Here is a 23606-nt window from a genome sequence, read left to right as displayed (position 1 = left end):
CCCAACTCTTGTGCTTTCTTCCGCATCACCAAGCCAAAGCGCAGTATGGTTGCAAGTCTCCCCTTGAACCTACTGTTAGGATCGTAATCTTCAGTTTTCGGCTTGGTGCTGCTATAGGTAGACTTTGGCTCAATTCCCTTCTCCACTCAAAACTCCGGCTCTACTCAAGATTGTACTGAATTACCTATGCCTGGTGGCGATGGCTCAAGCGCCCGGTGGAAGCGATCGCTCTGCTCCTCCTGTCCAAATCTTCTGCTACTTCGACAGCCATCACTTCCACCGTTGCTAACGCTGAATGTCATCCTGCTTAAGGCATAAGTCTCACAGCAGACATGCCTTTTTGGGGTACTGCTGAGAGTTAATCGCGTTTTCTCAAGACTTTAAAGCTTAATACTGGGCAAAACCCTTGTTAAATCAAAAATTGACGTTTTATGTAATTCGATATTTACTCGCCAACAACTTAAGTTCAATATTAGAATCACGATTTTCACTTGCTAACATTTTTCTCTAATGAGAGGTTTATATTGTAAAAAAAATTAAGTTTTAACTTTCTAGTGGATAGATAATACAGGAACAAGCCGTACAACAATATTACGTTCACTATAATTGTGTAATGCTTTGAAGCTTTTGGTGGTACCCTGTCTATCAATAAGAATTAACCAAAGCTACTAATCTTACCGATTACCCAATACCAAGAATCTGAAGAATTTAAAATTCTCGATTAAATCATGGAACTCCATATAAAAAATCTTTAAAAATCTACTTAAAGCAATATTATAAGAAATATAGCTTACAAAGTTTAGCCGGAATATTTTATGAATTTATTGACTTATCTCATGCATTTAGCAAGTTCAGGAGCTGTTGCTTACTATACTGCTTCCCAGATCCGCGACTCTAAAACTCGCCCTATTGTACTTAAGGGTTTACATCTCTCAGAAGCTGGTTCCGTTGGATTTCTCTCTGCACTTAGTGAGCGTGCAGCTAGTGAAGGCGATACATGGCTGGCTGAAAAGTTGGAAAAACACGCATTGGATGAAACTAAGCATAGTCAAATTTTTGCTCATGCGTTAAAGCAGATAGATAAAAATCTCATAGATTCAGAGACAAAAACTGCATCTAAAAGTCAATCAAAGCAAGGGCGTAGCCCTCTTTTTGCCGCCTACTATGAAGGTTATAGCAAAGAACAACTCAGCCCTGCCATGATTACCTGGGATGTTTTTATGGCAAGTACCTATATTATGGAGTTGGATGCTGGTAAAGACTATATGCGAATGGCAAATGTATTACCTGATGATGAACGTTACAATCGTAACTTAAAACTAGGGATGTTAAGCATTGCTAAAGATGAAACAGGACATGCTGCCTACCTTTATGAAGCAATGATGCGGCGAATGCCTGCGAAGCAAGTGGAAAACTTAGTTGACGAATGGCGCACCCGTAAAGTTCAGGCAATATTTAAAGTAATTGATTATGTTCTTCAAGACACTGACAAGATAGAAGCAGCATAGCATCTTAAAATAGCTGTGGCCTAAGCAGCTGATTGAGTCTGTAAATAAAAGTTATTCAAAGTTTATTAGGGATGCTTTTAGAGATGTGTTGGAAAACATCTCTAAAAGTTGCTTTAATCTATAAATTAAAACTTACGTCTTTATTTAAAAAGACTAAAACTCTATGAAAGCTATCATTAAGACATTTTTAGTTACAGTTTTTATTTCCTGCTCAAGCATCTTTCCATCTGAAGCTCAGATTACTCCAGATAATACTTTATCTAATAATACTTCTATAAAAATAGAAGGAAGAAATAGAATTATTGAAGGAGGTACTCAAGTAGGGAACAATCTTTTTCATAGTTTTCAATACTTTTCTATTCCTAGCGAAACTATAGCTGTATTTAATAACGCCTTAAACATTAATAACATTATTAGCAGAGTAACTGGTGGATTAATTTCTAATATTGATGGGCTGATAAGATCCAATGGAACAGCTAACTTATTTTTAATTAATCCAAATGGAATTATTTTTGGAGCAAATGCTCGATTAGACGTTGGTGGTTCTTTTTTAGCAACCACAGCAAGTAGTATTAAGTTTATTGATGGCATGGAATTTAGTGCCATAAAACCTCAATATCCTTCTTTGCTTACATTAAATGTACCTGTAGGATTACAATTTTCTGGAAGTCCTGGAGCAATTAATGTTCAAGGGAATGGTTTTCCTATTCAGGACTCTATTTTGAGATCCCCTATTGATGCAAGTACAATTTCTACTGGTTTACAAGTCAAACCTGGAAATACTTTAGCTTTGATAGGAGGAGATATATTGTTAGATGGAGGGGTTATTAGTGCAAAAAATGGAAGAATTGAGTTAGTAAGTATAGAGCAAGGGGAAGTAAAAATTAAGCCAGAAAATAATAGTTTATTTTTCAACTATGAAAATGTTTTAAGTTTTAAAGATATAACCTTTTTAAAAACTGCTTTAACTTATGTTAATAGCATACAAGGTCAAGGCAATACTATTAATATTCAGGGAAACAATGTAAAAGTACTAAATGGCTCCTTAATCTATAGCCAAAATCAGGGCTTTAAAGAAAATGGGGAGATTAGCATTAACTCTGAAAATTTAGAGGTGAAAGATGCATCAGAATTTGGTATTAGTGGTATTTATACTACCAATTTTGGAAATACGCCTGGAGAAAATATTGAACTTAATTCAGATAGAATAAATATTAGAGGAGCGCAAATAGCTACTACTACTTTTAATAATGCTCCGGGTGGTAATATCAAAATCAATGCTAATGATTATTTAAAAATAAGTGGCTCTATTCCATCTAATGTTAATCAATTTGGTTTAAGTGCTATAAATACTTTCAGTTATGTCAATTATGGAGATGGTGGAAACATCACTGGTATAATCAAAAATTTAACATTAGAAGATGGAGGAAATATAACTACAGCTTCTAGTTCGTTTGGTAGTGCTGGTAATTTAAGCCTAATGACAGAAAACATTAAACTTGAGGATGGAGGCAGTTTAGGATCTTCAACTTTTAATTATGGTAAGGGAGGCGATGTTTTAATAAATGCAAATAACACTATAGACATTACAGGTAGATCGCCTACAATCGGCCCTAGTACAATCAATGCAGCTACTTTTGGAAGCGGTAACGCTGGTAGCTTAGAAATTAATACCTCAAAACTACTGGTTAGAAATGGCGGAGGTATATCTACAAGCACACTCTCGTTTGGAAGCGCTGGAAATCTCACTATTAACGCTTCTGACTCCATAGAAGTTTCGGGAAGAGACTCAAATTCAAAACTTCCTAGTTTTATAAATTCATCAGCAGATATTTTGGATAATAGCTTAAGAATTAGATTTAATAGAGTACCTGCAACTCCCACTGGAGATGCAGGTAAAATAAATATTAATAGTAGACAGCTAACTATTGCTAATAATGCTCTAATTAGTGTTAAAAATGAGGGATCAGGTAACGCAGGAACCCTTGAAATTAAAGCCAAAGACATCAACATTATAAATAATGGAGGTGTTAGTGCAACGACTGCTATTGGTGAGGGTGGTGACATTATTTTCAATGTAAATAATGTTCTCTTACGCAATGGTATTATCTCTGCAACTGCTGGTCAGCAAGGAACCAAGGGCAACGGTGGTAACATTACTTTCAATGCAGAAACACTAGCTCTTTTAGAAAAGAGTAGTATCACTACTAATGCCTTTGAAGGAAGGGGTGGTAATATCACAATCAATACACAAGGGTTTTTTCCTACTTTTGATAGCAAAATTACAGCTAGCTCAGACAAAGGAATTGACGGTATAGTTCAAATCAATACCTTAGAATTGGATTTCACTAAAGCAGCGATAGTTCTACCAGCAATTAATATCTCTCCAGTTGCTCAGGTCTGCTCTACACAATCGAGTCAAGAATCTAACAAGTTTGTGAACAGAGGATCTGGGGGTATTCCACCAAACCCTAGAGATCCCCTTAACAGCAATTATGGCTGGAGAAATGAGGAGCAACAACCCATTTTCGCCAAACAATCACAACAGCTAATACAAACCCAAGCAACTCAAAAATATGTGGAAGCACAAGGATGGAAAGACAATGGAGATGGTACGGTAAGTTTTACAACTACGCCAGAAGATGTGGTTTCTTATGGTTCTTTATCAGATCCGCCTTGCCATAGTTCTCAGAAATCTTGGTAATACAATACAGATAGCATTGAAACAAAGTTTCTGCTTATTGAAATATCCTAGATAATAAAAATCACAAATTTAGCTCTTTTTTATAAAAATATAAAATTCCACAAAAGTCGCTTTTACAGCAAAAAAAGTTGGTTATGTCTAAAATTTCTTACCTAAATGTATTCGGAGGAACTTTTTTTATAGCAGTTTCAATCTTGATAAATGAACCAGTTTTAGCACAGATACCAGCTCCAAGATTCTTTACACAGCAAATACCAATAATTCCTCAAAACCCGCAAATTCCTTCTCTACTGGAAGAACCACAACAAGAATTACAATCTCCTTCTTTAATACCTACGCCTGAGATTCCCAAAGGAAACCAAGAAAAAATTAAAGTTGAAAAATTCATATTCAAAGGCAACACTGTCTTATCAACTCAAAAACTAGAATCAGTAGTTGCTTCTTACATAAATAGAGAAATTACGTTTTCAGAGTTACTTGAGGCTCGTACAGCAGTTACAAATTTATATATTCAACAAGGATATGTAACTTCTGGGGCTTTCTTTCCAGTAATTGAAAATCAAGCGATTCTAATTAGCAAGGGAGTAGTTACTATTCAAATTGTTGAAGGCAAGTTGGAGGAAATAAATATTGTAGGTAGCGCACGATTAAAAAACTATATTCGTGAGCGCTTACGAACAAATACAACTAAAGTATTTAATAGCAAAAATTTGTTGATAGGGTTACAGCTACTGCAAACAGATCCTTTGATTGCAAAGATTTCCGCAGTTGTAGATAAAGGTTCTCAATTAAATACCTCTATTTTAAATGTCACTGTCAAGCCACGTCAACCTCTTAAAATTGAGGCTGTCTTAGACAACTCTCGCTCACCTGCCATTGGCACTTTTCAGCGACGAGTCGAGCTAAGTGATGCTAATCTACTTGGTCTGGGAGATCGCCTGAGTCTAGGATACAGAAATACTGATGGCAGTAATACTCTGACAACTAGTTACTCCATACCCATTAATCCCCAAAATGGGACTGTGCAATTTTTCTATGCAAATTCTTCAGCCAATGTTGTTGAACGTCCATTTAGCAAACTAGATATTCTTTCTAATGCTCGTGCTTACGAAGTAACTTTTCGCCAGCCAATACTACAACAAGTCAATTCTAATTCAACTCAAGAGTTTGCTTTAGGATTGACAGCTTCCCGCTTAGAGAGCGAATCCTCTTTACTCAACAGCCCTTTCCCATTGAGTGTTGGAGCAGATTCTATGGGGCGAACACGAATTTCAGCCATTAGATTTTTTCAAGAATGGACACAGAGGCATAGACAAGGAGCATTAGTAGCACGATCTCAACTCAGTTTAGGGGTTGGTGCAATTGATGCCACCATTAATAAATCTGCCCCTGATAGTCGCTTTCTTTCTTGGCGCGGACAAGTTGCATGGTTACGGCGTTTAGCAAGAAATGGTACATCTTTGTTAGTTAGAACAGATATTCAGCTTGCAGATCGACCTCTTGTGACATTAGAACAATTTGGTTTGGGCGGTGCAATTTCAGTGCGAGGTTATCGACAGGATACGTTTTTGACTGACAACGCATTTTTACTTTCAGCCCAAGTCCTTATTCCCATTTGGAGAACAGATACTGAACAATTAGATGTGATTCCTTTTTTTGATATGGGAACCTCCTGGAATAAAAATGCCGATCGAGATAATGGAATAGCAATATCAACAGGCACTTTAGCATCTATAGGGCTGGGGATACGGTATCAATTTGCCGAGCGCTTGAGTGCAAATCTTGATTGGGGAATTCCTTTGATTGAAGTTAATACAAATTCAAATTTAAGAACATGGCAAGAAAACGGAATTTATTTTTCAATCAATTATCGCCTGTTTTGAAATCGGTAATTCTAGGGCTATCCTTAATGCTGCTGATAATTTGCTGGCACGTACAAGCGAAAGCTCAATCTTTTCCAAATTCTGAATTATCCCAAGCACAGATTCTGAATGATCAAGGATTTCAAGAGTTAGACCAAGGACAACCCCAAGCCGCACTGCAAACATGGAAATCAGCTTACGATATTTACCGCAAATTAAAATATTCTAATGGTATAGTTGGCAGTTTAATCAATCAGAGCTTGGCGCTTCAGGCTAGTGGCTTATATCTGACTGCTTGTCAAACACTAAGCCAAGCTTTAACTTTAGAGCTAGAAAATTCGGCTTGCTCTAGCCCGATTGAATTAAAGGACATTTCTCAAAAAACCTATCAAGAACAATTATCTCACGCCTTGGAAAAACAAACGCTTGAAAGTGTTCGAGTAATTGGACTCCGCAATCTTGGTGATGTCTTACGGCTGATTGGTAATCCAGAAGCATCTTTAATTGTATTATTCAAGGCTATGTCAATGGCTAAAACTCTAGACTCAAAAGAATCAGATATTAAGAATCAAATATTATTGAGTTTAGGGAATACAGAACGTGCCCTTTTCATTCAAGCCAAAGGGAAGTACGAACTAACTGATGAAGTACTTACTAAACAAAAAACACTTAAAATAGCTAAATTAAAAATCAAAAATGCTTTACATTTTTATCAAGAGTTAGTAGCTAGAAAACTAAATGGACTTACTCTACAAGCACAAATCAATCAGCTAGATTTAATTTTAGATACAGAAAAATGGAGGGATGCAACAGATTTAGATGGTTCTATTCAAAAAGAACAAATCAAAACATTAGTCAATAATTTATTAAAATCCTCAACAATATTTGAATCATTACCTGCAATCGAATCTGTTTATGCTCAACTTAATCTCGCTCAGAGTTTAATTGAAATTGATCAAAACGTCAGGTTAAAACAAATTGTTTTTTCTAATAAGGAAAACCCATTAGTAACTTCATTATTTTTAGCTAATAAAGCACTAACTTTATCTCAAAATCTGGGTAATAACCGAGCCGAATCTTACGCATTAGGAACTGTTGCCATAATTTATAATTATTCAGGTAAAACGCTTAAAGCAGTACAATACTTTGAGAAGGCTATGGCACTAGCTCAGTCAGTGCAAGCTTGGGATATTGCTTACGAATGGCAATGGCAATTAGGTCGCTTATATAGGCTCTTAAACAATTTTGAAAAAGCCAATCAAGCGTATGCATCTGCTATAAACAGTCTAGACCAAGTTCGAGGAAATCTTATAGGAATTAACCCGGAGCTTCAGTTCGATTTTAAAGAAAAAGTTGAACCTGTTTACCATGAATATATGGAGTTACTATTTTCTCAAGGTGAGGCAACTGCACAACGGGCAGTTGAGATTCAAGAAAAACTAAAAATAGCTGAGATAGAAAACTTTTTACAATGCGGTAAATTAAATATACCTTCTCCATCCAATAATCAAGATTCAAAAGATTTACCTCCAATCGTGTATTTAATTAAGTTAGGGCAGCAAGTAGAGGTAGTTGTTAAAACACCCAATAAATTTTACCGGAATACAGTAGATTTTAACCAGTTAGTTACCCCAATTGATAATTTGCTTAAACTCGTTACGAAAAAACAGTTTATTCTAGCTAATGAGTCAGATTATATTATTTACTCTCAAACTATTTACAATCTTTTATTTGCACCTATCAAACAATATCTTCCCAATTCAGGAACTTTAGGATTTGTTCTAGATAGTTTTTTCCAAAATATCCCTATTGACATATTACATGATGGAAAAAATTATTTAGCATCCTCTTACAGTATTGTCATAGCCTCAAGTTCCCAGCAGTTTTACAATCAATCTAGAAAATTAAATAATTTTGATGCTTTATTTGGCGGTATTTCTGAAATCAGTCCTAGTTTTAATAACCCCTCAGTTCCTAAAAATTTACCAGCTTTACCTGAAGTCAGAGCAGAAGTTGAAAGTATTAAAAAAAATGTTAGTCCTGTTTCAACTTTAGTTAATACCGAGTTTAATAGTCGTAGCTTTCAGAAAAAAATTGAAAATGATTATTTTTCTATAGTTCATTTAAGTACTCATGCTCAATTTAGCTCCGATCCGGAACAGACTTTTATTTTGGCTTGGGACAAACCCCTCAACGTCAAAGACTTAAGATTTTTACTCAAAAATGGAACTGAGGCAATTAATCTACTTATTTTGAGTGCTTGTCAAACAGCAAAGGGTGATAAACGTTCAGCGTTAGGCATTGCTGGGATAGCTACACAAGCCGGAGCGCTTACTACATTAGCTAGTTTGTGGCTAGTTGATGCTGATTCTACCGCTTTACTTATGGGTGAGTTTTACAAAGGATTGAAAAATGGTCTTTCTAAAGCAGAGGCATTAAGACTTGCAAAATTAAGTTTACTGAACAATAAAACATACTCTCACCCCTATTACTGGTCAGGCTTTATTCTTGTTGGTTAATCCAAAAGAGCTTGTAGTATCAATCATAAGTTGTATTTTGACAGCTTATGATTGTGTTTTTTAACGACTTCTACTTTTGAAGTCTAACTACCTCTTACCCCTTCTCCTCTTTTCTGACTTTGCTCTGCAATTTTCGCTCCTGCTTCTGCTTTGGCTAATTCTTCCGCATTATTCTCTTTTTGAGCTAATTTAGTTGCAGTTGAATACGCAGATATAGCGGCAGATGCCAAATATGCTTCTAAGTAGCGATCGCCCAATAATCGGTAAATAGTTGGATTTTTAGTGCCTCCTTCAGTTCTTGCCTTTAACAGATTAATTGATTCATTTACTAAGTTTTGAGCCTCATACACTCTATCTATATCGATAGTTAACTCATCTTGAGATTGATCGAAACTTTGAAGACGATTTATAGTATTTGCTATCTGCTGCATCTTATCAGTGGAGGCTATCAACACAACAGAGGCACTAGCAGCAATAGGCTCATCTGCTTGATTTGCAATGATATTTACGTTATAAACATTGCCTGGCTGCATAGCTGGTTGCTCTTTAGGGTATAGTAATTGAGTTGTTTTCGCTACAACAGACCAGCTAACTCCTTTGCCTTCAACCTGCACAATATAACTAGTAGCTAAAGGAGTGGTAGACCACGATAGTGTCGGACTCATATTTAAAATTACTAAACCGTAGGGAGTGATTAATGTAGGTGCATTTTCATCTTCCCCTGGGCCTTTGGGCTTGATACAAGTGCGCCCATCTCTCAAAGTGCAATTTTGATTTTGCCGTTGGTAACGTGGCGAACAATGCTCACCCATAGTACTACTAGTGAGTTGCAATATTTTTGCACTTAAATAGCACAAAACCTCAACCTTATGCCCATTAACTGGATGAACCTTATCCTCCTGGCAAAGCTTACTTCCGGGTGCCCAGTTGATATCGCCACTGAGAACTTTAGCCACAACCTTACAAGTTTGCTCTTGTGAATTACTTTTTGCTACAGATTTAGCTTGTCCCCTTATGCTGCTGAAGCTTGAAAACAATAATATTGATGCAATTGCTACAAATTGGTAGTAGAAAGCTTTTTTTACTCTTTTGACTGTTGATTCTGGTGCAATTAACATTGCAATTATTTCGTTATTTACTATCTATTGATAGCTTACCGGAAGTAAGATATTTTGATCAATTTTCTTTAAAAAGACGCTGTAGAACTTTCTCTCTCCATTGTTGTACCTCTGGTAGAGATGAATTGGTATTACTGACTAACAAACACACTTCCCAATATGTTCTAGCCTCATCCAACTCACCTATTGCTTCCTGTGTCTGCGCTAGCAAGCAGTAGGCATCCACTCTTTGAGAATCCAGTTCCACCGACTTTCGTAAATAGTTTTTAGCCTCTTCATAACGTTGTTGCTTGAATCTCGCCCAGCCTAAATTTTTATATAAGGCTGCTTGCCATTCCATATCTGAAGTGTGTCTCAACCCTTCAAATGCTAATGTAGATGCCTCAGAGTAATTTTGTTGTATATTCTTTAACCGTGATAAATTATTGACAGCATTCATCGCTTGATTGTTACTGTTCTTAATAGCTAATTTGTAATTATGCTCTGCTAAGTCATATTGACCTTGTTCATCGTAAAAATTTCCTAAATTATAGAAAGCTACCCAATCATTCGGATTAATTTGGAAAACTTTATTATAATTATTATTCATACACTTTATATCACGAATTTGCTGACAAGCTAATGCCAAGTTTGCATAAGCCTTTACGTCTTTTGAATTAAACTTCAAAGCTAGTTTATAATATTTAGTAGCCATGTTATATTCATCCTGACGAACAGCCCTATTAGAGAAATAACTTGATAAAGCTAGGTTAAGAATTTTACAACTTCCAAAAAGTGCTAATGTAGTTAATACTATTAAAAAATATTTAAATAGATTAGAATTAATTGCTCGGTTAAGATTTAATTGGAATGGGAGACGCTGCAAGCGCTGCAAGATTACTTGAGTTGTCTGTGGACGCTGCCCTGGAAAAGGAGCCATCATTTCATCAAGCAAATCAGCGAAAGGTTCGTCAATCTGTAATGCTTTATCTCTCCAAATTAGTCTTCCTGTATTTTGCTCTACTGGTAATTCCAATAATGATATTCCCGTTATCAAATCGACAAAAGTCCGTCCCAAAGCATAAAAGTCTGATTGAGGCAAAGCTTGACCATTAAGTTGTTCCAGTGGGGAAAATCGAATCGTTCTAACAACTGTTACTTCATACCCACTACTGAAGCGTGTTCTTTTATTCACTCCGCTAGCACCAACTTTTGCTAAATACGTTGTGGTAATCTGTCTAGCTGCTCCAAAATCAACAAGTGCCAGTTGACCATCAGGTTGATAGATAATATTTTCTGGCTTAATATCTCTATGAAAAAAGCCAGAGCGATGTACAGATTCCAAAATATCAACTAGTTGTGATAACCAATCCACTGCTAGTTTTTGAGTAATTCGTCCATGAGATTTTAACCACTGTCTTAAATCAATGCCTTCAACTTTCTCCATTACTAAGCAATGCAATACTAAACGCTTGTCCTTCAGTGTAAAAGTGAAATAGTCGTCCACACCAGACTTAGGAATTCCTGGATGATATAACGTCTGCAATATAAGTGATTCTCTTTGAACCAGACGAACTAATTTAGGATCACTCCATCTTAGTACTTTCATTACTCTAATTCTAGATTTTCCCCATGACGGTTCAATATCTTCAACCTCAAAAACATCTGTATAAGCAGACATATCTTTATCCAAAGAACGCAATGGGCGCAGTAATAGAATGCGCCCATTTATTAGCAAAGGATTGCCACAAGCTAAACAATTTTCGGTGTCTTCAGGATTGTGCCGCTTACTACACAAGGGATTTATACAGTAGCTCACGGAGAGTTTTACTCCTGTACAGAACTGATTAACTCTTTCTTGCTTAATGATTTATATATTAAACCGTGGGGATCTACTAAAATATATTTTTTAACAACTGGTTCCATACCATAACTGAGTTCATGCTTACTTGATTTTTTCCTGGCTTCAACTAAGGAGCGCTGCTCTAAGACTTCCAAAGCTGATATTACTTTTGAGATTGACATTACTTCTAATTTTAATCGCTCTTTTAAATCATTAATAAGCTTTGAAAAGGGGACTAAAGCAGAATTTTTTGTTATCTCCTCGGCTAAGTAAATCATTATTTGCTTTTGGAGGTCAGTTAAAAGCCCATTTTGCCCAAACTGTAGATTTAACATCGCTTCAATTCGCGGGCCAATTACAGTAGTTTTATAATCAAAAAACTTTTCTATACTCCCTCCAAAGATGTGATTTATTCGATCGCAAATAGCCTCTAATTCTGACGGATTACCACGATATGTTTCAATCAGTTCTTTACATTTTCCTCCTGTTATGCCTTTTTCACGTATTAGCTGCATTGCTGCATCTTCTTTTAAACCTTCTATTTGAAAAGATGCAATAGATAAGTTTACATTTACATAAGCAACTTCTCTTAAAGGTACTTGACTTGTTACAATTACACAACTCTGATGTTTTTCTTGTGTAATCCCAGCAAAAAAATCTTCGTATTCTAACTTTTTTTCAAAAATATCTACTTGAGCTATGGCTTCAAAACCATCCAGAACTAATAGACAACGATATGATTGCAAATGCTTTAATAATAAATATAATTTAGTATCAAGAGTTATATGCTTCGCTTCTTCTATCTTAAAAATATTAATTAAATCGGTAAGTAAATTATCAATCCTTGAAGAGCGATTTATTGTTTTCCAAACTACATATTCGTAATTGCTTGCGTCTTCTAATACTATTTCTTCAATTAATTTCGACGCTAATATACTTTTCCCAATCCCAGCAATTCCAATCAGTGCTACACACCTTTTGTTGAACAAAACAATTTCATTTTTTAAAATCCTTATTTCATCTTGTCGTCCATAAAAAGATGTTATTTTTGGAAAATCTCCATACGCTCTAGTTGCACCTATTAATCGGTCAACATTTTTGTATGACGTTTCTAGCTTTTTAAAATATTCTTTTTTTGCTAATTTAAGCAAAATATTTCTTAAAGTTAGTTTTTTTACTTGTACTCCCTCTCCAACAACTTCTGTAAGCATTGCCCACAACGCAGTACCTACTCCAGTCTGCAAATAATGCATATTGTACCCCGAATCGCTTGCTATTTCCTTATAGTCTTTGCCATCCCAAGATCCTTTGATTAAAACTATTTCAGAGCGCGATAGATATCTTCCGGTATGGTGAAACACCCGCTCTTGCAAGATTTCTAGTACTGCTTCTATGCTTAAATTTTTATTTGAAGACATACTTACCTATAATATAGGAATCTGATTTGATTCCTGAATCACTCATAGAGAGAGGGAACAGGGAATAGGGAATAGGGAACAGGAAAGAAGGAATCAAGTTATACTGAGTTTTATTCAAAAATTAAGTAGGAGTCCTATAGTACGTTATTAGCATTACCATAATAACTATTCAAATTTTACCTAAAACTTTTATATAGGTTTTTTACAATTTTTAATAAAAAGCTACTTGCTATCATCACGTTTTACAGGATATAAGTTTATAGTGCTACATTGCACAGATAATAACACGATCTCTCAAGCTGTTCTTAAAGTTACAGGTGAAATTTAAGTACAATAACTAAATTAGGCAGAGACTCAGGTACAAATTTAAGAAAGGCAATAGCAAAGGTAAAATCTGCGCTAAGTGCCGTCTGAGCAAAAGTCTCTTCCTATTAAACATTGTCTAAGGCTATGGGAACTCCTTAGATACTCCAAAACACTTATGAAATATGGAGATACTGAAAACTAAAAAACAAAAAAGAACATAGCATCAATCTCAGACGACCAAAACTTATGTAAAATCGAGCTAACTAAAACAAAACATGGAGGTCAAAAATGAAACTATCAAAAAGCTTAAAGTACAAAGCGCCACTAAGGAGTAGGCGCTTTATCTGTTTATAAAATTCATCGTTTAAAAGAGCAGGGGTTGATCTCGAAGGAACAAAAAAAGTTTTCGCTAAAGTTTGCCGACTCGGTGCGATTGCTAAATTTGTCTGAGAGTATAATCCGCGCTGCTTCCCGTATTATACACGGGTTGTCACCATAGCGTCCATTGGTGGCAAATTTTGGCTGTCAAAATTCTTCAATTTGTGTAAAGTTAAGTTTTGTTAAGAAGATGTCTCGAATTTTGTAGTAAAAAGCAGTAGCAGCGCGAATAACAGTTACCACTTACCAGTTGGGAGTAGAGTCCAAGATTAGATAACTGATAACTGATAATTGATGCAACCCCCTCTGAACTTGTAAACCGAGTTATCAGGGGAAAATCATGACAAACAGAGAACGCCCTAAGAGCGCTCTAAAAGGGCGTATGGGGTCGAGTGCAACTTTCGCACGGCAACTTTTTGATGCGGCGAAGGGTAATTTTTGGAATATCCAACCTAGAACGAGAGTTTTGCAGCTTGAAACAGTTCTTCCCAAGGAATTGCAAGGGGAGAATCGATGAACACAGCCACAACTGAATATCCAAACAATCTCACGCCTTGTGAATACCATGAGTTGTTAGCCGGTAGCGCCATTCATCCGGCGTTGATTGAGCGCAACTTTTTCCACATTGAGGGAGAATCAGTTTATGATTTCCTGTTCATATCCGATAAAATCCCACGTAAGAATGCGGGTCGGGTAACAGATGGATACTTAAAGCTGTATCAGCATTTGCTGTTGGGTGGGACGTGGATTCAGTCACTTGACCCATTCAAAAACTGGCAACCGATGGAATGGGGAAGAATTAAGCCCAACCTCCCGCGCTTTGATTGGCAAACAGGGAAACCCGTCAAATACGAGTCACCCCCAAAAATCCCCAACCGCGTTACCTACTTTGATGTCGCTAACCCAATCTGGGACAAAGTTGCAAAGCGTTATTTAATTAAGCGCTATCATTCGCTTTTGGCGCTGCGCTTGCTGGATCAACTCAATCCACTAATATTTTGGGAGTGGGTAAAGCAGCATCCAGAGATTCCAGTTATCTTATGCGAGGGCGAAAAAAAAGCGGCCTGCTTGCTCTCTTTGGGGTTTGTAGCGATCGCACTCCCTGGAATCTGGAACGGGCGCGTGGGCAAACAGGATTTTGATGAACGGTTGCATCCTGACTTAATACCAATGGCTCAGGCGGGACGCAAGTTCATAATTCTTTTTGACTACGAAACTTCTTCTAAAACCAGGTGGTCGGTGTTTCAAGCCACTGTTCGCACTGCCAAAGCGATTGAGGCAGTAGGTTGTGAATGTGAAGTTGCGCTGTTACCAGGCCCAGAGAAAGGTGTTGATGATTTTGTGGTTGGTCGCAGTGAAGATGCCAATGCTCTACTGACCGCAATCATCGATGATGCTAAATCACTAAAAGATTACCAGCGCTCATATCGGGCTAAGAAATGGGGACTTAGCAAATACAAACCAGATGTCACCGTTAATGTCAAGTATCTCTCTGAGGCTTTGTGCATTCCTGAACTTGAAGAAAAATGCTTGACAGTGCCTGAGCTTTATGAGCTTGAAAAGGAACAACTTTTCACGCCATCTATAAAAGGACATTGGAGAAAGAAGGAGTCTACCGATTCTGGCGGAGTTGATTCAGACAAATCGAAGAAATCCCCTAGCTTCAATTTCCCAAAATCAGGACTGGTCGTACTCTGGAGCGACATGGGTACAGGGAAAACTGAACTTATGCGCTGGTGGCGTGAGCAAAACCCCGATGCTCGGTTCCTCAACAACGGGCATCGCGTCAACCTGCTGAAGAATTTAAGCGATCGCCTAAGAACTGCGATGTATTCAGACTTGGGTTACACAGGTTTAGCCCAAGCCCAAGCCCTTAGTATTACTATTGACAGCTTGCACAAACTCAATACGCAAGCCCTCATTTACGGCTGCATATTTATTGATGAGGCTTGCCAATACCTTACCCACCTACTACACAGTAATACGTGTAAACAGCATCGTGCAGCAATCTTGGAGGTACTGGAATATATAGTATATAACGCGCCCCTGGTTGTCCTTGCCGACGCACACATGGATGACCTGACAGTGGACTTCTTTCGGGCAATGCGACCAGTAGGTGAAATTCCTTACATCGTCAAAAATGAATGGAGAAATGGCTCACGCACTATATATTGGTACGAAGGCAGTAATTCAAGCGCCCTAGTTGCCCAAATCTCGGCAGCCCTGATGCAAGGTCTGAAAGTTATGGTAGCCAGTGACAGTAAGCGTTTCATCAAGAAACTCGAAAAATCTTTTACTATCAAGTACGAAGATCCTAACTCTGACCAATCCCATACACCACAAAAATGGCGCATCTGGTCTGTCCACTCCGATAATTCCGGCTCTGAAGAAAACGTCGCTTTCATTAAAGATATCACCAACGCCGTCAAAAACTTTGATGCCTTGTTCACCTCTCCCAGTCTCGGTACTGGTGTCGATATTTCTGAGTATCATTTTGATTTAGTGTTCGGTGTCTTTCACGGCGTTTCCCAAACTGCTACTGAATGCGCCCAACAGCTTTACCGCTATCGCCCGAAAGTCCCGTTTCATATTTGGGTGGCCCCGCGTCCCCCCTTTGGTTACAAGGATACAAACGCATCCAAAATTAAAGAGCGCTTGCTCCAAACCAATGAAATGACCGCTTTTCTGTTGCGGATTGACAGAGAAACGGGTAAGCGGGGCGCAGAGAAAGATTGGGCGCTTGAGGCTTACTGCCAAATTATGGCTAACCGCCACTATTCTCTCAATAATCTGCGCGATGATCTGCGATCGCTCCTCACAGAAATGGGCAATACATTTATATGTGTGGGCAGTGAAGATGATGAGCAATCTCTTGAAAGTCTAAAAGCGGCAGCACAAGCTTTGGATAGTGCCCACAATTCGGCTGTTGCCAAGGCCAAGAATATTACTTTGAGTGAGTACCGTGCCCGTCAGAGCAAAGATTACCTTGATCCTAATGAAATTTTTGAATGCGAAAAATTCCGCATTTCTGATTCTTACGGCATCGAAGTAACCGAATCACTCGTAGAAATGGATAAAGGTGGTCGCTTAATTAGAGCGATCGCTGGACTTGAGGCCATTTTAGCCCCACCCGAAGAATCGTTTACTGACCCCAAAACCGGGCAAAGTTATCCTACACCACCAACAATTGTCACCCAAAAAGACCGCACCGAGCGCGACAATCTACCTTTGTGCATCGACTGGGGCAATTACTCGGCACGGTGGCTGGCTAGATTTAACCTGGGACTGCATCAAATTCTCACTTCTTTAATGAAGGGTGATGAAGTTACCGCCGATGACCCCACTTTGCTCAAGATGACGGAGATCGCTATACATTGTGCTGCTCACGTCAAAGCAATTCTTGGGTTTACTATTCCCAGTGACTGTAAACCTATTTGGTTGCTAGGCACTCTTATAGAACAGCTGGGGCTAAAGCTGACTTTCCGCAAGCAAGGTAAACGGGGTCAACAGGTGAAACTTTTCTCTTTATCTAAAGAGGAATTAGAATTTGCTCAAGAGGTAATTGCTCATCGCGTGGAAAAGCGTAATCAAAAAGAAAATCGAACCTATTACGCTGCTCAAACCCCTGCTGCGTATAGTGTAAACCCCAATCAGCAGGCCGTATCCACACCCCCCCCTAATGCTATAGGGAACTCCCATTGCCAGGGGGAGGATACTACCGCATTTGAGTCGCCTCCGACCGATCGCATTACGCTACTCCACTGCGTGGAAATGCTTCGCTCTGGTATCAAGCAGGGGGTTGATGCGATTAAGGGCATTCTCAAGCGATGGGTTGAGGATTTGCGCTGGGATACGGTGCTGGAACTTGAAGCGATCGCGGCAAATGAACTGCGACTTGTCGAGGCAGCAGTACCGGAATTTTATGCCTTGCTGAATGAAGAGGTGTTGCCGATGGAGGGATAAAGCCTACGCCGCGACTGAGTTACGTAAATAAAGAGCAATCTGTGCATCATTTTCTCAGTGGCTATTGCTTGAGGCGTTGCCGATGGAATTGTCAATGATTTTTTTGGAAAATCCTTATAGCCTTTATCTGGCATAACTCCTGTCTAGATCGTCTTTGGTACATTTTCCGATCTAGAACTCTGTGAATAACTCTGTATGATTCTCATCTACCAAGTCATTTTTCTTGCTGCTAACTGATGGCGGTGTCAGCATTGACAATGCCGCGATCGCACCCCGAACTTGCGACGCTTCCACGTCAAGATACTCTTGCAGTTGCTCCAAGCTTCGATGTCCGCTGATTTGCTGAATTACTCTCAGTGGAATTCGCGCATTGCTCATCAGCGTCAGTGCAGTTCTCCGGCAGCTGTGAGTACTTGCGCCTTCAATGTCTACTAGTTTGCACCCTCTCCGAAAAATCAGTGCCGCATAATCCTCATGCAAATGACCACGGCCCCAGCGTCCAGGAAAGAGATAACTATCACGAGAAACTTTGGGTTTATACAATTCCAGGTGATGCCGCAGTTCATCCAGCACAGGAATTGTACGAGTGGACAGCTTTCCCTTCGTGCTGCCTTTGCGAATATTCAGCTCTGGTCTGACTTTGCTTCTGCTGTCATAAACATCCTGAATTTTGAGGGTGACGCATTCGGAGACACGACAGGCAGTGTACAGCATCACTGCACCAAGTGTTCTATCCCGGACTGTGGTTAACCCCGAAGTAAACAAACGCCCGATTTCTTCCGGCGTTAGGACTTTTGCCTTCCCGTGACGGTCAATTTTCACCTTAGATGCACACTCCGCGATAGTTAATCATTATCGCCGATGCTCCCGTCTCAGGATTTATTTCGGTAAAAAAAAGTGTGGAACTAACTGTACTGCAATTGCAACAAGCCATCGACACGCCACTTGCGATCTGCTTTGCTGTTGCACTCCGTGCAATCGCCGCAGCTTTCACCTGAAAGCACCAGTAGTACGATCCAGATCCACGCCACACAACGAGCAATTAAGAACAAGGCTGGTATCTTTTTTGTGGTTCCCCCTAAAAATCGGTGAAAAAATAAACTGAAAATGACTTTATAGTTAATAAGTAATATAACAGGTTAAAGAGCATACTCCTAACAGTTAACTACACAAATATTACAGGTGTAGGTTTGGGTTAAAGAAAACGGCCAAAGGTGCTTATTTTAAGAAACTTGTACAAAATTTCCCCCTGCTTCAGTGCCAAATGAAGCCTTATCCGAATAGCCCGCTATTTAATCGCTATCACGCCATAAAACTATAGAGTCATTTTTAGTTTATTTTTTGAGAGTGGCTTGATTCCTCTATAAAAAATTCTTCAAGAAACGGGTAAAACTTGCGTGCCAAAAACTCAAACTTTTCGGACACCAGGGCTTAAAAGCAGGGGCAACTTTTAGAGACGCTATGCGTAGCAAGATCCCCGTAGGGGTACAGACTTACTGTACTGGATGCAATTATAGCTTTCTTACTCAGCAATCTAACTAGGTACTCAGCACTGTTTCGATGAGCAAAAATTAGATAAAGCAATCCTGCAAGTGTTTAAGCCTGAGATAATTTTTGATCGCCAATGGTAGCCGTTGGCAGTAGCATCTCTTTACAAAAGCCATCGCTTGAAGAATACGCTGAGGCATTTGGCGATGATAGCATCAAGGTAATTCATCATGATGAATTACACGATTTAATAAGCGTGGACAGTCCAAGTTTACCTAGATGATACGTGAACATGAGCAATACAGGGCGTAAAAAAAAATTAGCATCTTTCAACTGTGACCAAAGGAAGTGGGAGCAGTTTATCGCCTGTTGCAACTCAAAAGGGACGACCGCAACAGCCACGCTGCTCGAATTTATCGATCTCTACTTAGGCGATTCCCAAGATAAGGCTGATGCAATAGGTGGTAATAATTTAGACTAACGCCTAAACTTTAAAATTGGTTGTTGGTAATAATAACAACAGCAGTTCAGGAAGTAGCCCCAAAGACACAATCTTAACTAAGTGGTATCTCCCCTCAGAGAAAATTAAGCCTCCGACACTAACCTGTTTTGCTAACATCTAAAGGATTGCTCCTTTGAATATCTTGAATATTTTGAGCATCTCGTGTTTCAATCTTAGCCACAGACTCGAACCGTTTTTCTCCCCAATCCTCTCTTTGCAATTCAATCTCTGAAGGATCTAGAATATCTTGGTTATGCCAGTAGTATAAGGAATCTAGAATATCTTGGTTGTGCCAGTAGTCAGAATATTTAGATAAATCGACCACAACATAGTGCCAAGTACCGCCACTGATACGCCGAAACCACTGGCGATCGCGAAGGAATAAGTCTGCTATCAATTCAAGCACTAATTTAAAGAGTGTCATTTTGTCACCGCGCTGCAAGATACCCCTGTTTACGAGTTTTCGTGAAATAAGTGTCTTCAACTTGAATATTTAGAATAGCGTCATAGGTTGTATTGGGCAGAATCGGCGGCTTTTGCTGACATCAACAACGCTGTTATTTATTTGATACTAGCAGCCTACTTTGTTTTCAATTAATTATGATATCTTTCTTGAGGTATATTTCAAGTCATTTTTAGTGGTGTACCAATACAACAATGCAAAGGTGGGTGGTCAGCAGAGAAGCAGAGGGGATCTTGGGACAAGGGGCAGAGGAGCAGACCTTTGTGGCGATGGCACATCCCTGCGTCTAGAGGAATATTGTGGTAAGAATTCAGAAGGACTGAATTCAGAAGGACTGAATAGTTAAAAAATCAGGAGAACATTCGCTCAATAAATATACCAATCATTCTAGATTCCTCATAAATTCTGGCTCCTGGCTCCTGAGTGCTGAATTTTTACATATTGTGAAATCAAGCAAGCAAATCAATAATGATACTCGACAATTATACATAGCAAAATTCTTTCAAATGCTCAAGTGGATTATCAGTTATTTTCTGATTGTAGCCTTGATTTTTGGCTTACTTGTCCCATCTGGTGTCTCGACTGATACTGTAGATTACGACAGCTTCGGCAAAATCAAAATCGGTATGACAATTGCTCAAGCTCAAAAAGTTACACATATAGGAATAGTGCAACTTAACGGCAAGCGCAATCAGAAAGACGGCTGTTTTTACGTGAAACCAAAATCTGGCTTTCAATTCCACCGTGTTAGATTTATGGTTGTAGACGGAAAAATTGTTACTTTTGAAATAAATGGCTCAAATGTGAAAACTACTAAGGGGATCAATGTAGGGGATTCACAATACAATCTTGCTTCTTATGGAATCAAGAACTTTCAACTGATTGGGAACAAAAAGAGCAAGCAACGCTACTTCATCTACATTCCCCCAAAAGCTAAAGACTATCGCATGATTTTTGAAAGTGGTGAGTATGAATACATTACTCGCTATAAAGCAGGGAGGCTACCAGAAGTTAATTATCCTTTTGGGTGTGCTAATTATTCAAAAGCTAAGATATAAATATGCGGTCAATTCTTGATGAGTTTGATAAATTTCTAAGCAACCCAGTTGAATATATTATTTCTTATGTCAGAGATATCTCTAGATTAATTGTTACTTTATTTTTTTCGTGGATTATCTTTGTTTTATACGTTATATATATTCACCCAGCACAAAAGGTCACTAGCAAATCATTAATTAATTTTGACAGTATAGGTGAAATCAAAATTGCTATGACTGTTCAACGTGCAGAGGAAGTCTCTCACCTTCAACTTCTACCTATAACCAGTAGTGGACTGATTAATAAAGGCTGCTACTATGCCGAGCCACAAGTCAACGCCCAACTGGAGCGCGTCCGCTTCATGGTAATCAAAGATGCGATTGCTACTGTTGAAGTTAACCGCAACTATACCTTAGCTACCGTCAATGGCGCTCAAGTCGGGCAGAGTATTGATCAGGTCAAAGCAATCTATGGTAAAAATCTTGTCACTAAAGACAATACCTTAATCTACACACCTCCCAAGAAGAAATTTCGCATAGTTTTTGAAACAGATCGAGATCAGATCACAGGGTACAGGGCTGGGAGATTGCCTGAAGTTGACTATGCGAATGGATGTTTTGACTATCAAAACTAAGCCAAAGTATGTCTAGTAGTTCGCCAACCCAAAATTGCTAGGTGGAGGTTGGCAGGGGAGCAGGGGAGCAGGGGAGCAGGGGAGCAGGGGAGCAGAGGAGAGATTTGTACAAGTTCTTTCCCCCTTGCCCCTCCGCACCTCTGCCCAAGAGCTTGCCACCACGCAAAGTTTGTGTGGCGAAGCACTAATAGTCTGCCGGCTAGGGAAAAGGGATTTAAACCCTTTCCCCAGTACCCGAAAAATAGCTTTCGTCACGAAAGCGAACTACTAGTAGTTCGCCAACCCAAAATTGTTGGGTGGAGGTCGGCAGAGGAGCAGGGGAGCAGAGGAGAGGCAAATACCAAGTTCTTTCCCCTCTGCCCCTCTGCCCCTCTGCTAACCACCTTTGCATTGTTTCCTTGGCAGACTACTAGAATCCTTTTTTCCACTTGTCTAGTGTTGGACAAGTTGACCCCGTAGGTAATAGTCCATTGGATGACACACCAAAATTTCTGAGAGAGGTTAACTCTGACTCAGCATTTCCTATTACTGCACTTAGTATTTTTTGTTTTTCTTGTTTGTTAATTACCTCAGTTTTTGAATCTTTTGGTAGATTGGCATTCGCTTTTTTTAACGTAAACTCAGAAACTCTATAAAAATTTTCCTCTCCTGGTTGACCTAAGCTTACGCAACCTCTGGATTTTACAAACAATCCTGTGATTTGAAGACTTGGTGAAAGATCGGGCTTATTTACAAACTTCACCTCTTTAACTGGCCCCCAGACATAAGCAGGTTGAAAAAATCCCTTAGCTGGTTCGTTCTTGGTTTCATTGCAACCTTTATTGAGATCCTCATTCATTGTGACGCTAAGTTTCCCATCACCACAGACTTTCCAACTGACTCTGTGCAAATCAGGGGTGCTGTTTACATATTCTTGCACCTGCTTCTGTTTTGGGCTTTGCTCATCACTTGCCGCCGCATAAGCCTGTTTTAACTCATTCTCTGCCTGAGCAACCTTGTCCGCATTAGACTGGCAAGCTCCTAAGCATAGTCCTACACCTATTGAAACAAGTGCTGCAAATATTTTTCTTTTACTCATAAATACTCCAACAAATGATGATGAAAATTGTAAGAATTCAGCACCCAGAAGTCAGAAGCCAGAATTTAAAAGCAATGAGCGTATAACTCTTCTATTGATTGAAAAGAATTCACTCTTCTGCAACATTCTGGCTCCTGACTCCTGAATTCTGACTCCTGACTGAAAATTAATTCCCAATTTCCTTGCTTGACCAAATATCTACTTCTAACAAATGCTGAAGTACAAGCTGCAAGTATTATACATATTTGTCCTATACATGCAATCAAGTTTTAACAGTTTTTAGTTATGATGCAAAACATGGTGAGGTATTGAAGGGAAAGTTTAATTTATGGAGAGCAGGGATACTTAAATCAATTCGCTTTTTCGCCCATTCGCAATTCGCAATTACGTTTTGTAACGGGGATTTTAATTAGGCTCTTAACTTAAATCCCCAAACTTTGTTAAAGCTAATCTAGATGTTTTACACCATAAAAATAGTCAATAGTCAATCCCCCTATTTGACACTTACTGAAGAGTTTGCACAAATATTTATACTAATCAATGATTAAGGATGTGGGTATATCAAGCACAAAGACTGATAATACAAGAAAGAGATTTTTATCTACGTAGATTATTGCTGTTAGAAATGTTTATACAGTACTACAGTTCTGTTTTTTTCCGTACCAGGGTACGTGGATTTTGGGGTTGACTTATTTAAGAATGTGCCTATCCCTCAAGACATCGTTCAGGAGAACGAAAGCAGATGCGTACTTCTTACGGATACCCAGATTTTGCTGCTTCGCCAACGGCAACCCTCTCACCTTCT

General features: G+C 38.8%; 15 protein-coding genes. 8 read left to right on the top strand and 7 right to left on the bottom strand.

Translation table 11 applies throughout. The features are described from left to right. Positions 1–164 precede the first annotated feature (164 nt). Complete coding sequence (locus VB732_RS32470) at positions 165–302, bottom strand: hypothetical protein (protein ID WP_323234955.1); 138 nt, start codon at positions 300–302, stop codon at positions 165–167. A gap of 513 nt (positions 303–815) precedes the next feature. On the opposite strand from VB732_RS32470, the gene VB732_RS32465 reads away from it, so the two are divergent. The 4 genes from VB732_RS32465 (at position 816) to VB732_RS32450 (ending at position 8593) form a co-directional block, all read left to right on the top strand. Beyond that, on the top strand, positions 816–1508 hold the full coding sequence (locus VB732_RS32465) for a ferritin-like domain-containing protein (RefSeq protein WP_323234954.1): 693 nt from the start codon (positions 816–818) through the stop codon (positions 1506–1508). 163 nt (positions 1509–1671) lie between these two features. Continuing rightward, positions 1672–4212: a filamentous hemagglutinin N-terminal domain-containing protein gene (locus VB732_RS32460; protein WP_323234953.1), complete on the top strand. Its 2541-nt coding sequence runs from the start codon at positions 1672–1674 to the stop codon at positions 4210–4212. A gap of 134 nt (positions 4213–4346) precedes the next feature. Next, a complete protein-coding gene (locus VB732_RS32455) occupies positions 4347–6095 on the top strand; it encodes a ShlB/FhaC/HecB family hemolysin secretion/activation protein (protein WP_323234952.1) in 1749 nt (582 codons plus the stop codon). A 239-nt stretch (positions 6096–6334) separates the two neighbouring features. After that, entirely contained in the window at positions 6335–8593 is a 2259-nt protein-coding gene (locus VB732_RS32450) for a CHAT domain-containing protein (protein ID WP_323234951.1), read from the top strand. Positions 8594–8676: 83 nt separating this feature from the next. Here the strand turns inward: VB732_RS32450 and VB732_RS32445 are convergent, their stop codons facing one another. From VB732_RS32445 to VB732_RS32435, 3 genes are read right to left on the bottom strand one after another with little or no spacing between them, the layout of a single operon-like run. Beyond that, positions 8677–9711 carry a hypothetical protein gene (locus VB732_RS32445; protein WP_323234950.1) on the bottom strand — a complete coding sequence of 345 codons (1035 nt, stop codon included), beginning with the start codon at positions 9709–9711 and terminating at the stop codon, positions 8677–8679. A 58-nt stretch (positions 9712–9769) separates the two neighbouring features. Further along, entirely contained in the window at positions 9770–11509 is a 1740-nt protein-coding gene (locus tag VB732_RS32440) for a protein kinase domain-containing protein (protein ID WP_323234949.1), read from the bottom strand. A gap of 8 nt (positions 11510–11517) precedes the next feature. Next, entirely contained in the window at positions 11518–12951 is a 1434-nt protein-coding gene (locus VB732_RS32435) for an ATP-binding protein (protein WP_323234948.1), read from the bottom strand. Positions 12952–13975: 1024 nt separating this feature from the next. On the opposite strand from VB732_RS32435, the gene VB732_RS32430 reads away from it, so the two are divergent. Continuing rightward, positions 13976–14152: a hypothetical protein gene (locus tag VB732_RS32430; protein ID WP_323234947.1), complete on the top strand. Its 177-nt coding sequence runs from the start codon at positions 13976–13978 to the stop codon at positions 14150–14152. Further along, positions 14149–17598, top strand: a complete 3450-nt coding sequence (locus VB732_RS32425; RefSeq protein WP_323234946.1) for a plasmid replication protein, CyRepA1 family — start codon at positions 14149–14151, stop codon at positions 17596–17598. Before VB732_RS32430 ends, VB732_RS32425 begins: the two co-directional genes overlap by 4 nt. A 171-nt stretch (positions 17599–17769) precedes the next feature. Here the strand turns inward: VB732_RS32425 and VB732_RS32420 are convergent, their stop codons facing one another. Together VB732_RS32420 and VB732_RS32415 are read right to left on the bottom strand one after the other, a co-directional pair. Next, positions 17770–18420 (bottom strand): tyrosine-type recombinase/integrase, encoded by a 651-nt coding sequence (locus VB732_RS32420; protein WP_323234945.1) that lies wholly within the window; start codon positions 18418–18420, stop codon positions 17770–17772. A 1265-nt stretch (positions 18421–19685) separates the two neighbouring features. Further along, complete coding sequence (locus tag VB732_RS32415; RefSeq protein ID WP_323234944.1) at positions 19686–20012, bottom strand: hypothetical protein; 327 nt, start codon at positions 20010–20012, stop codon at positions 19686–19688. Positions 20013–20557: 545 nt separating this feature from the next. Between VB732_RS32415 and VB732_RS32410 the strand changes: the two genes are divergently transcribed. Both VB732_RS32410 and VB732_RS32405 read left to right on the top strand, forming a co-directional pair. Further along, entirely contained in the window at positions 20558–21109 is a 552-nt protein-coding gene (locus tag VB732_RS32410) for a hypothetical protein (RefSeq protein ID WP_323234943.1), read from the top strand. Between the two features lie 212 nt (positions 21110–21321). After that, on the top strand, positions 21322–21723 hold the full coding sequence (locus VB732_RS32405) for a hypothetical protein (protein WP_323234942.1): 402 nt from the start codon (positions 21322–21324) through the stop codon (positions 21721–21723). Between the two features lie 409 nt (positions 21724–22132). On the opposite strand, the gene VB732_RS32400 is transcribed toward VB732_RS32405, so the two are convergent. Further along, a complete protein-coding gene (locus VB732_RS32400) occupies positions 22133–22801 on the bottom strand; it encodes a hypothetical protein (RefSeq protein WP_323234941.1) in 669 nt (222 codons plus the stop codon). Positions 22802–23606 lie beyond the last annotated feature (805 nt).

Source organism: Nostoc sp. UHCC 0252, from assembly GCF_034931145.1.
Taxonomy (GTDB): Bacteria; Cyanobacteriota; Cyanobacteriia; order Cyanobacteriales; family Nostocaceae; genus Nostoc.
The sequence above is the reverse complement of the archived record's forward strand: the minus strand, read 5'-3'. Positions and strand labels throughout refer to the sequence as shown.

What these genes read in the sequence shown, in the direction of transcription:
- VB732_RS32470 (WP_323234955.1), bottom strand. Translation starts at nt 302, where the DNA reads ATGACATTCAGCGTTAGCAACGGTGGAAGTGATGGCTGTCGAAGTAGC.
- VB732_RS32465 (WP_323234954.1), top strand. Translation starts at nt 816, where the DNA reads ATGAATTTATTGACTTATCTCATGCATTTAGCAAGTTCAGGAGCTGTT.
- VB732_RS32460 (WP_323234953.1), top strand. Translation starts at nt 1,672, where the DNA reads ATGAAAGCTATCATTAAGACATTTTTAGTTACAGTTTTTATTTCCTGC.
- VB732_RS32455 (WP_323234952.1), top strand. Translation starts at nt 4,347, where the DNA reads ATGTCTAAAATTTCTTACCTAAATGTATTCGGAGGAACTTTTTTTATA.
- VB732_RS32445 (WP_323234950.1), bottom strand. Translation starts at nt 9,711, where the DNA reads ATGTTAATTGCACCAGAATCAACAGTCAAAAGAGTAAAAAAAGCTTTC.
- VB732_RS32435 (WP_323234948.1), bottom strand. Translation starts at nt 12,951, where the DNA reads ATGTCTTCAAATAAAAATTTAAGCATAGAAGCAGTACTAGAAATCTTG.
- VB732_RS32430 (WP_323234947.1), top strand. Translation starts at nt 13,976, where the DNA reads ATGACAAACAGAGAACGCCCTAAGAGCGCTCTAAAAGGGCGTATGGGG.
- VB732_RS32425 (WP_323234946.1), top strand. Translation starts at nt 14,149, where the DNA reads ATGAACACAGCCACAACTGAATATCCAAACAATCTCACGCCTTGTGAA.
- VB732_RS32415 (WP_323234944.1), bottom strand. Translation starts at nt 20,012, where the DNA reads ATGACACTCTTTAAATTAGTGCTTGAATTGATAGCAGACTTATTCCTT.
- VB732_RS32410 (WP_323234943.1), top strand. Translation starts at nt 20,558, where the DNA reads ATGCTCAAGTGGATTATCAGTTATTTTCTGATTGTAGCCTTGATTTTT.
- VB732_RS32405 (WP_323234942.1), top strand. Translation starts at nt 21,322, where the DNA reads ATGACTGTTCAACGTGCAGAGGAAGTCTCTCACCTTCAACTTCTACCT.
- VB732_RS32400 (WP_323234941.1), bottom strand. Translation starts at nt 22,801, where the DNA reads ATGAGTAAAAGAAAAATATTTGCAGCACTTGTTTCAATAGGTGTAGGA.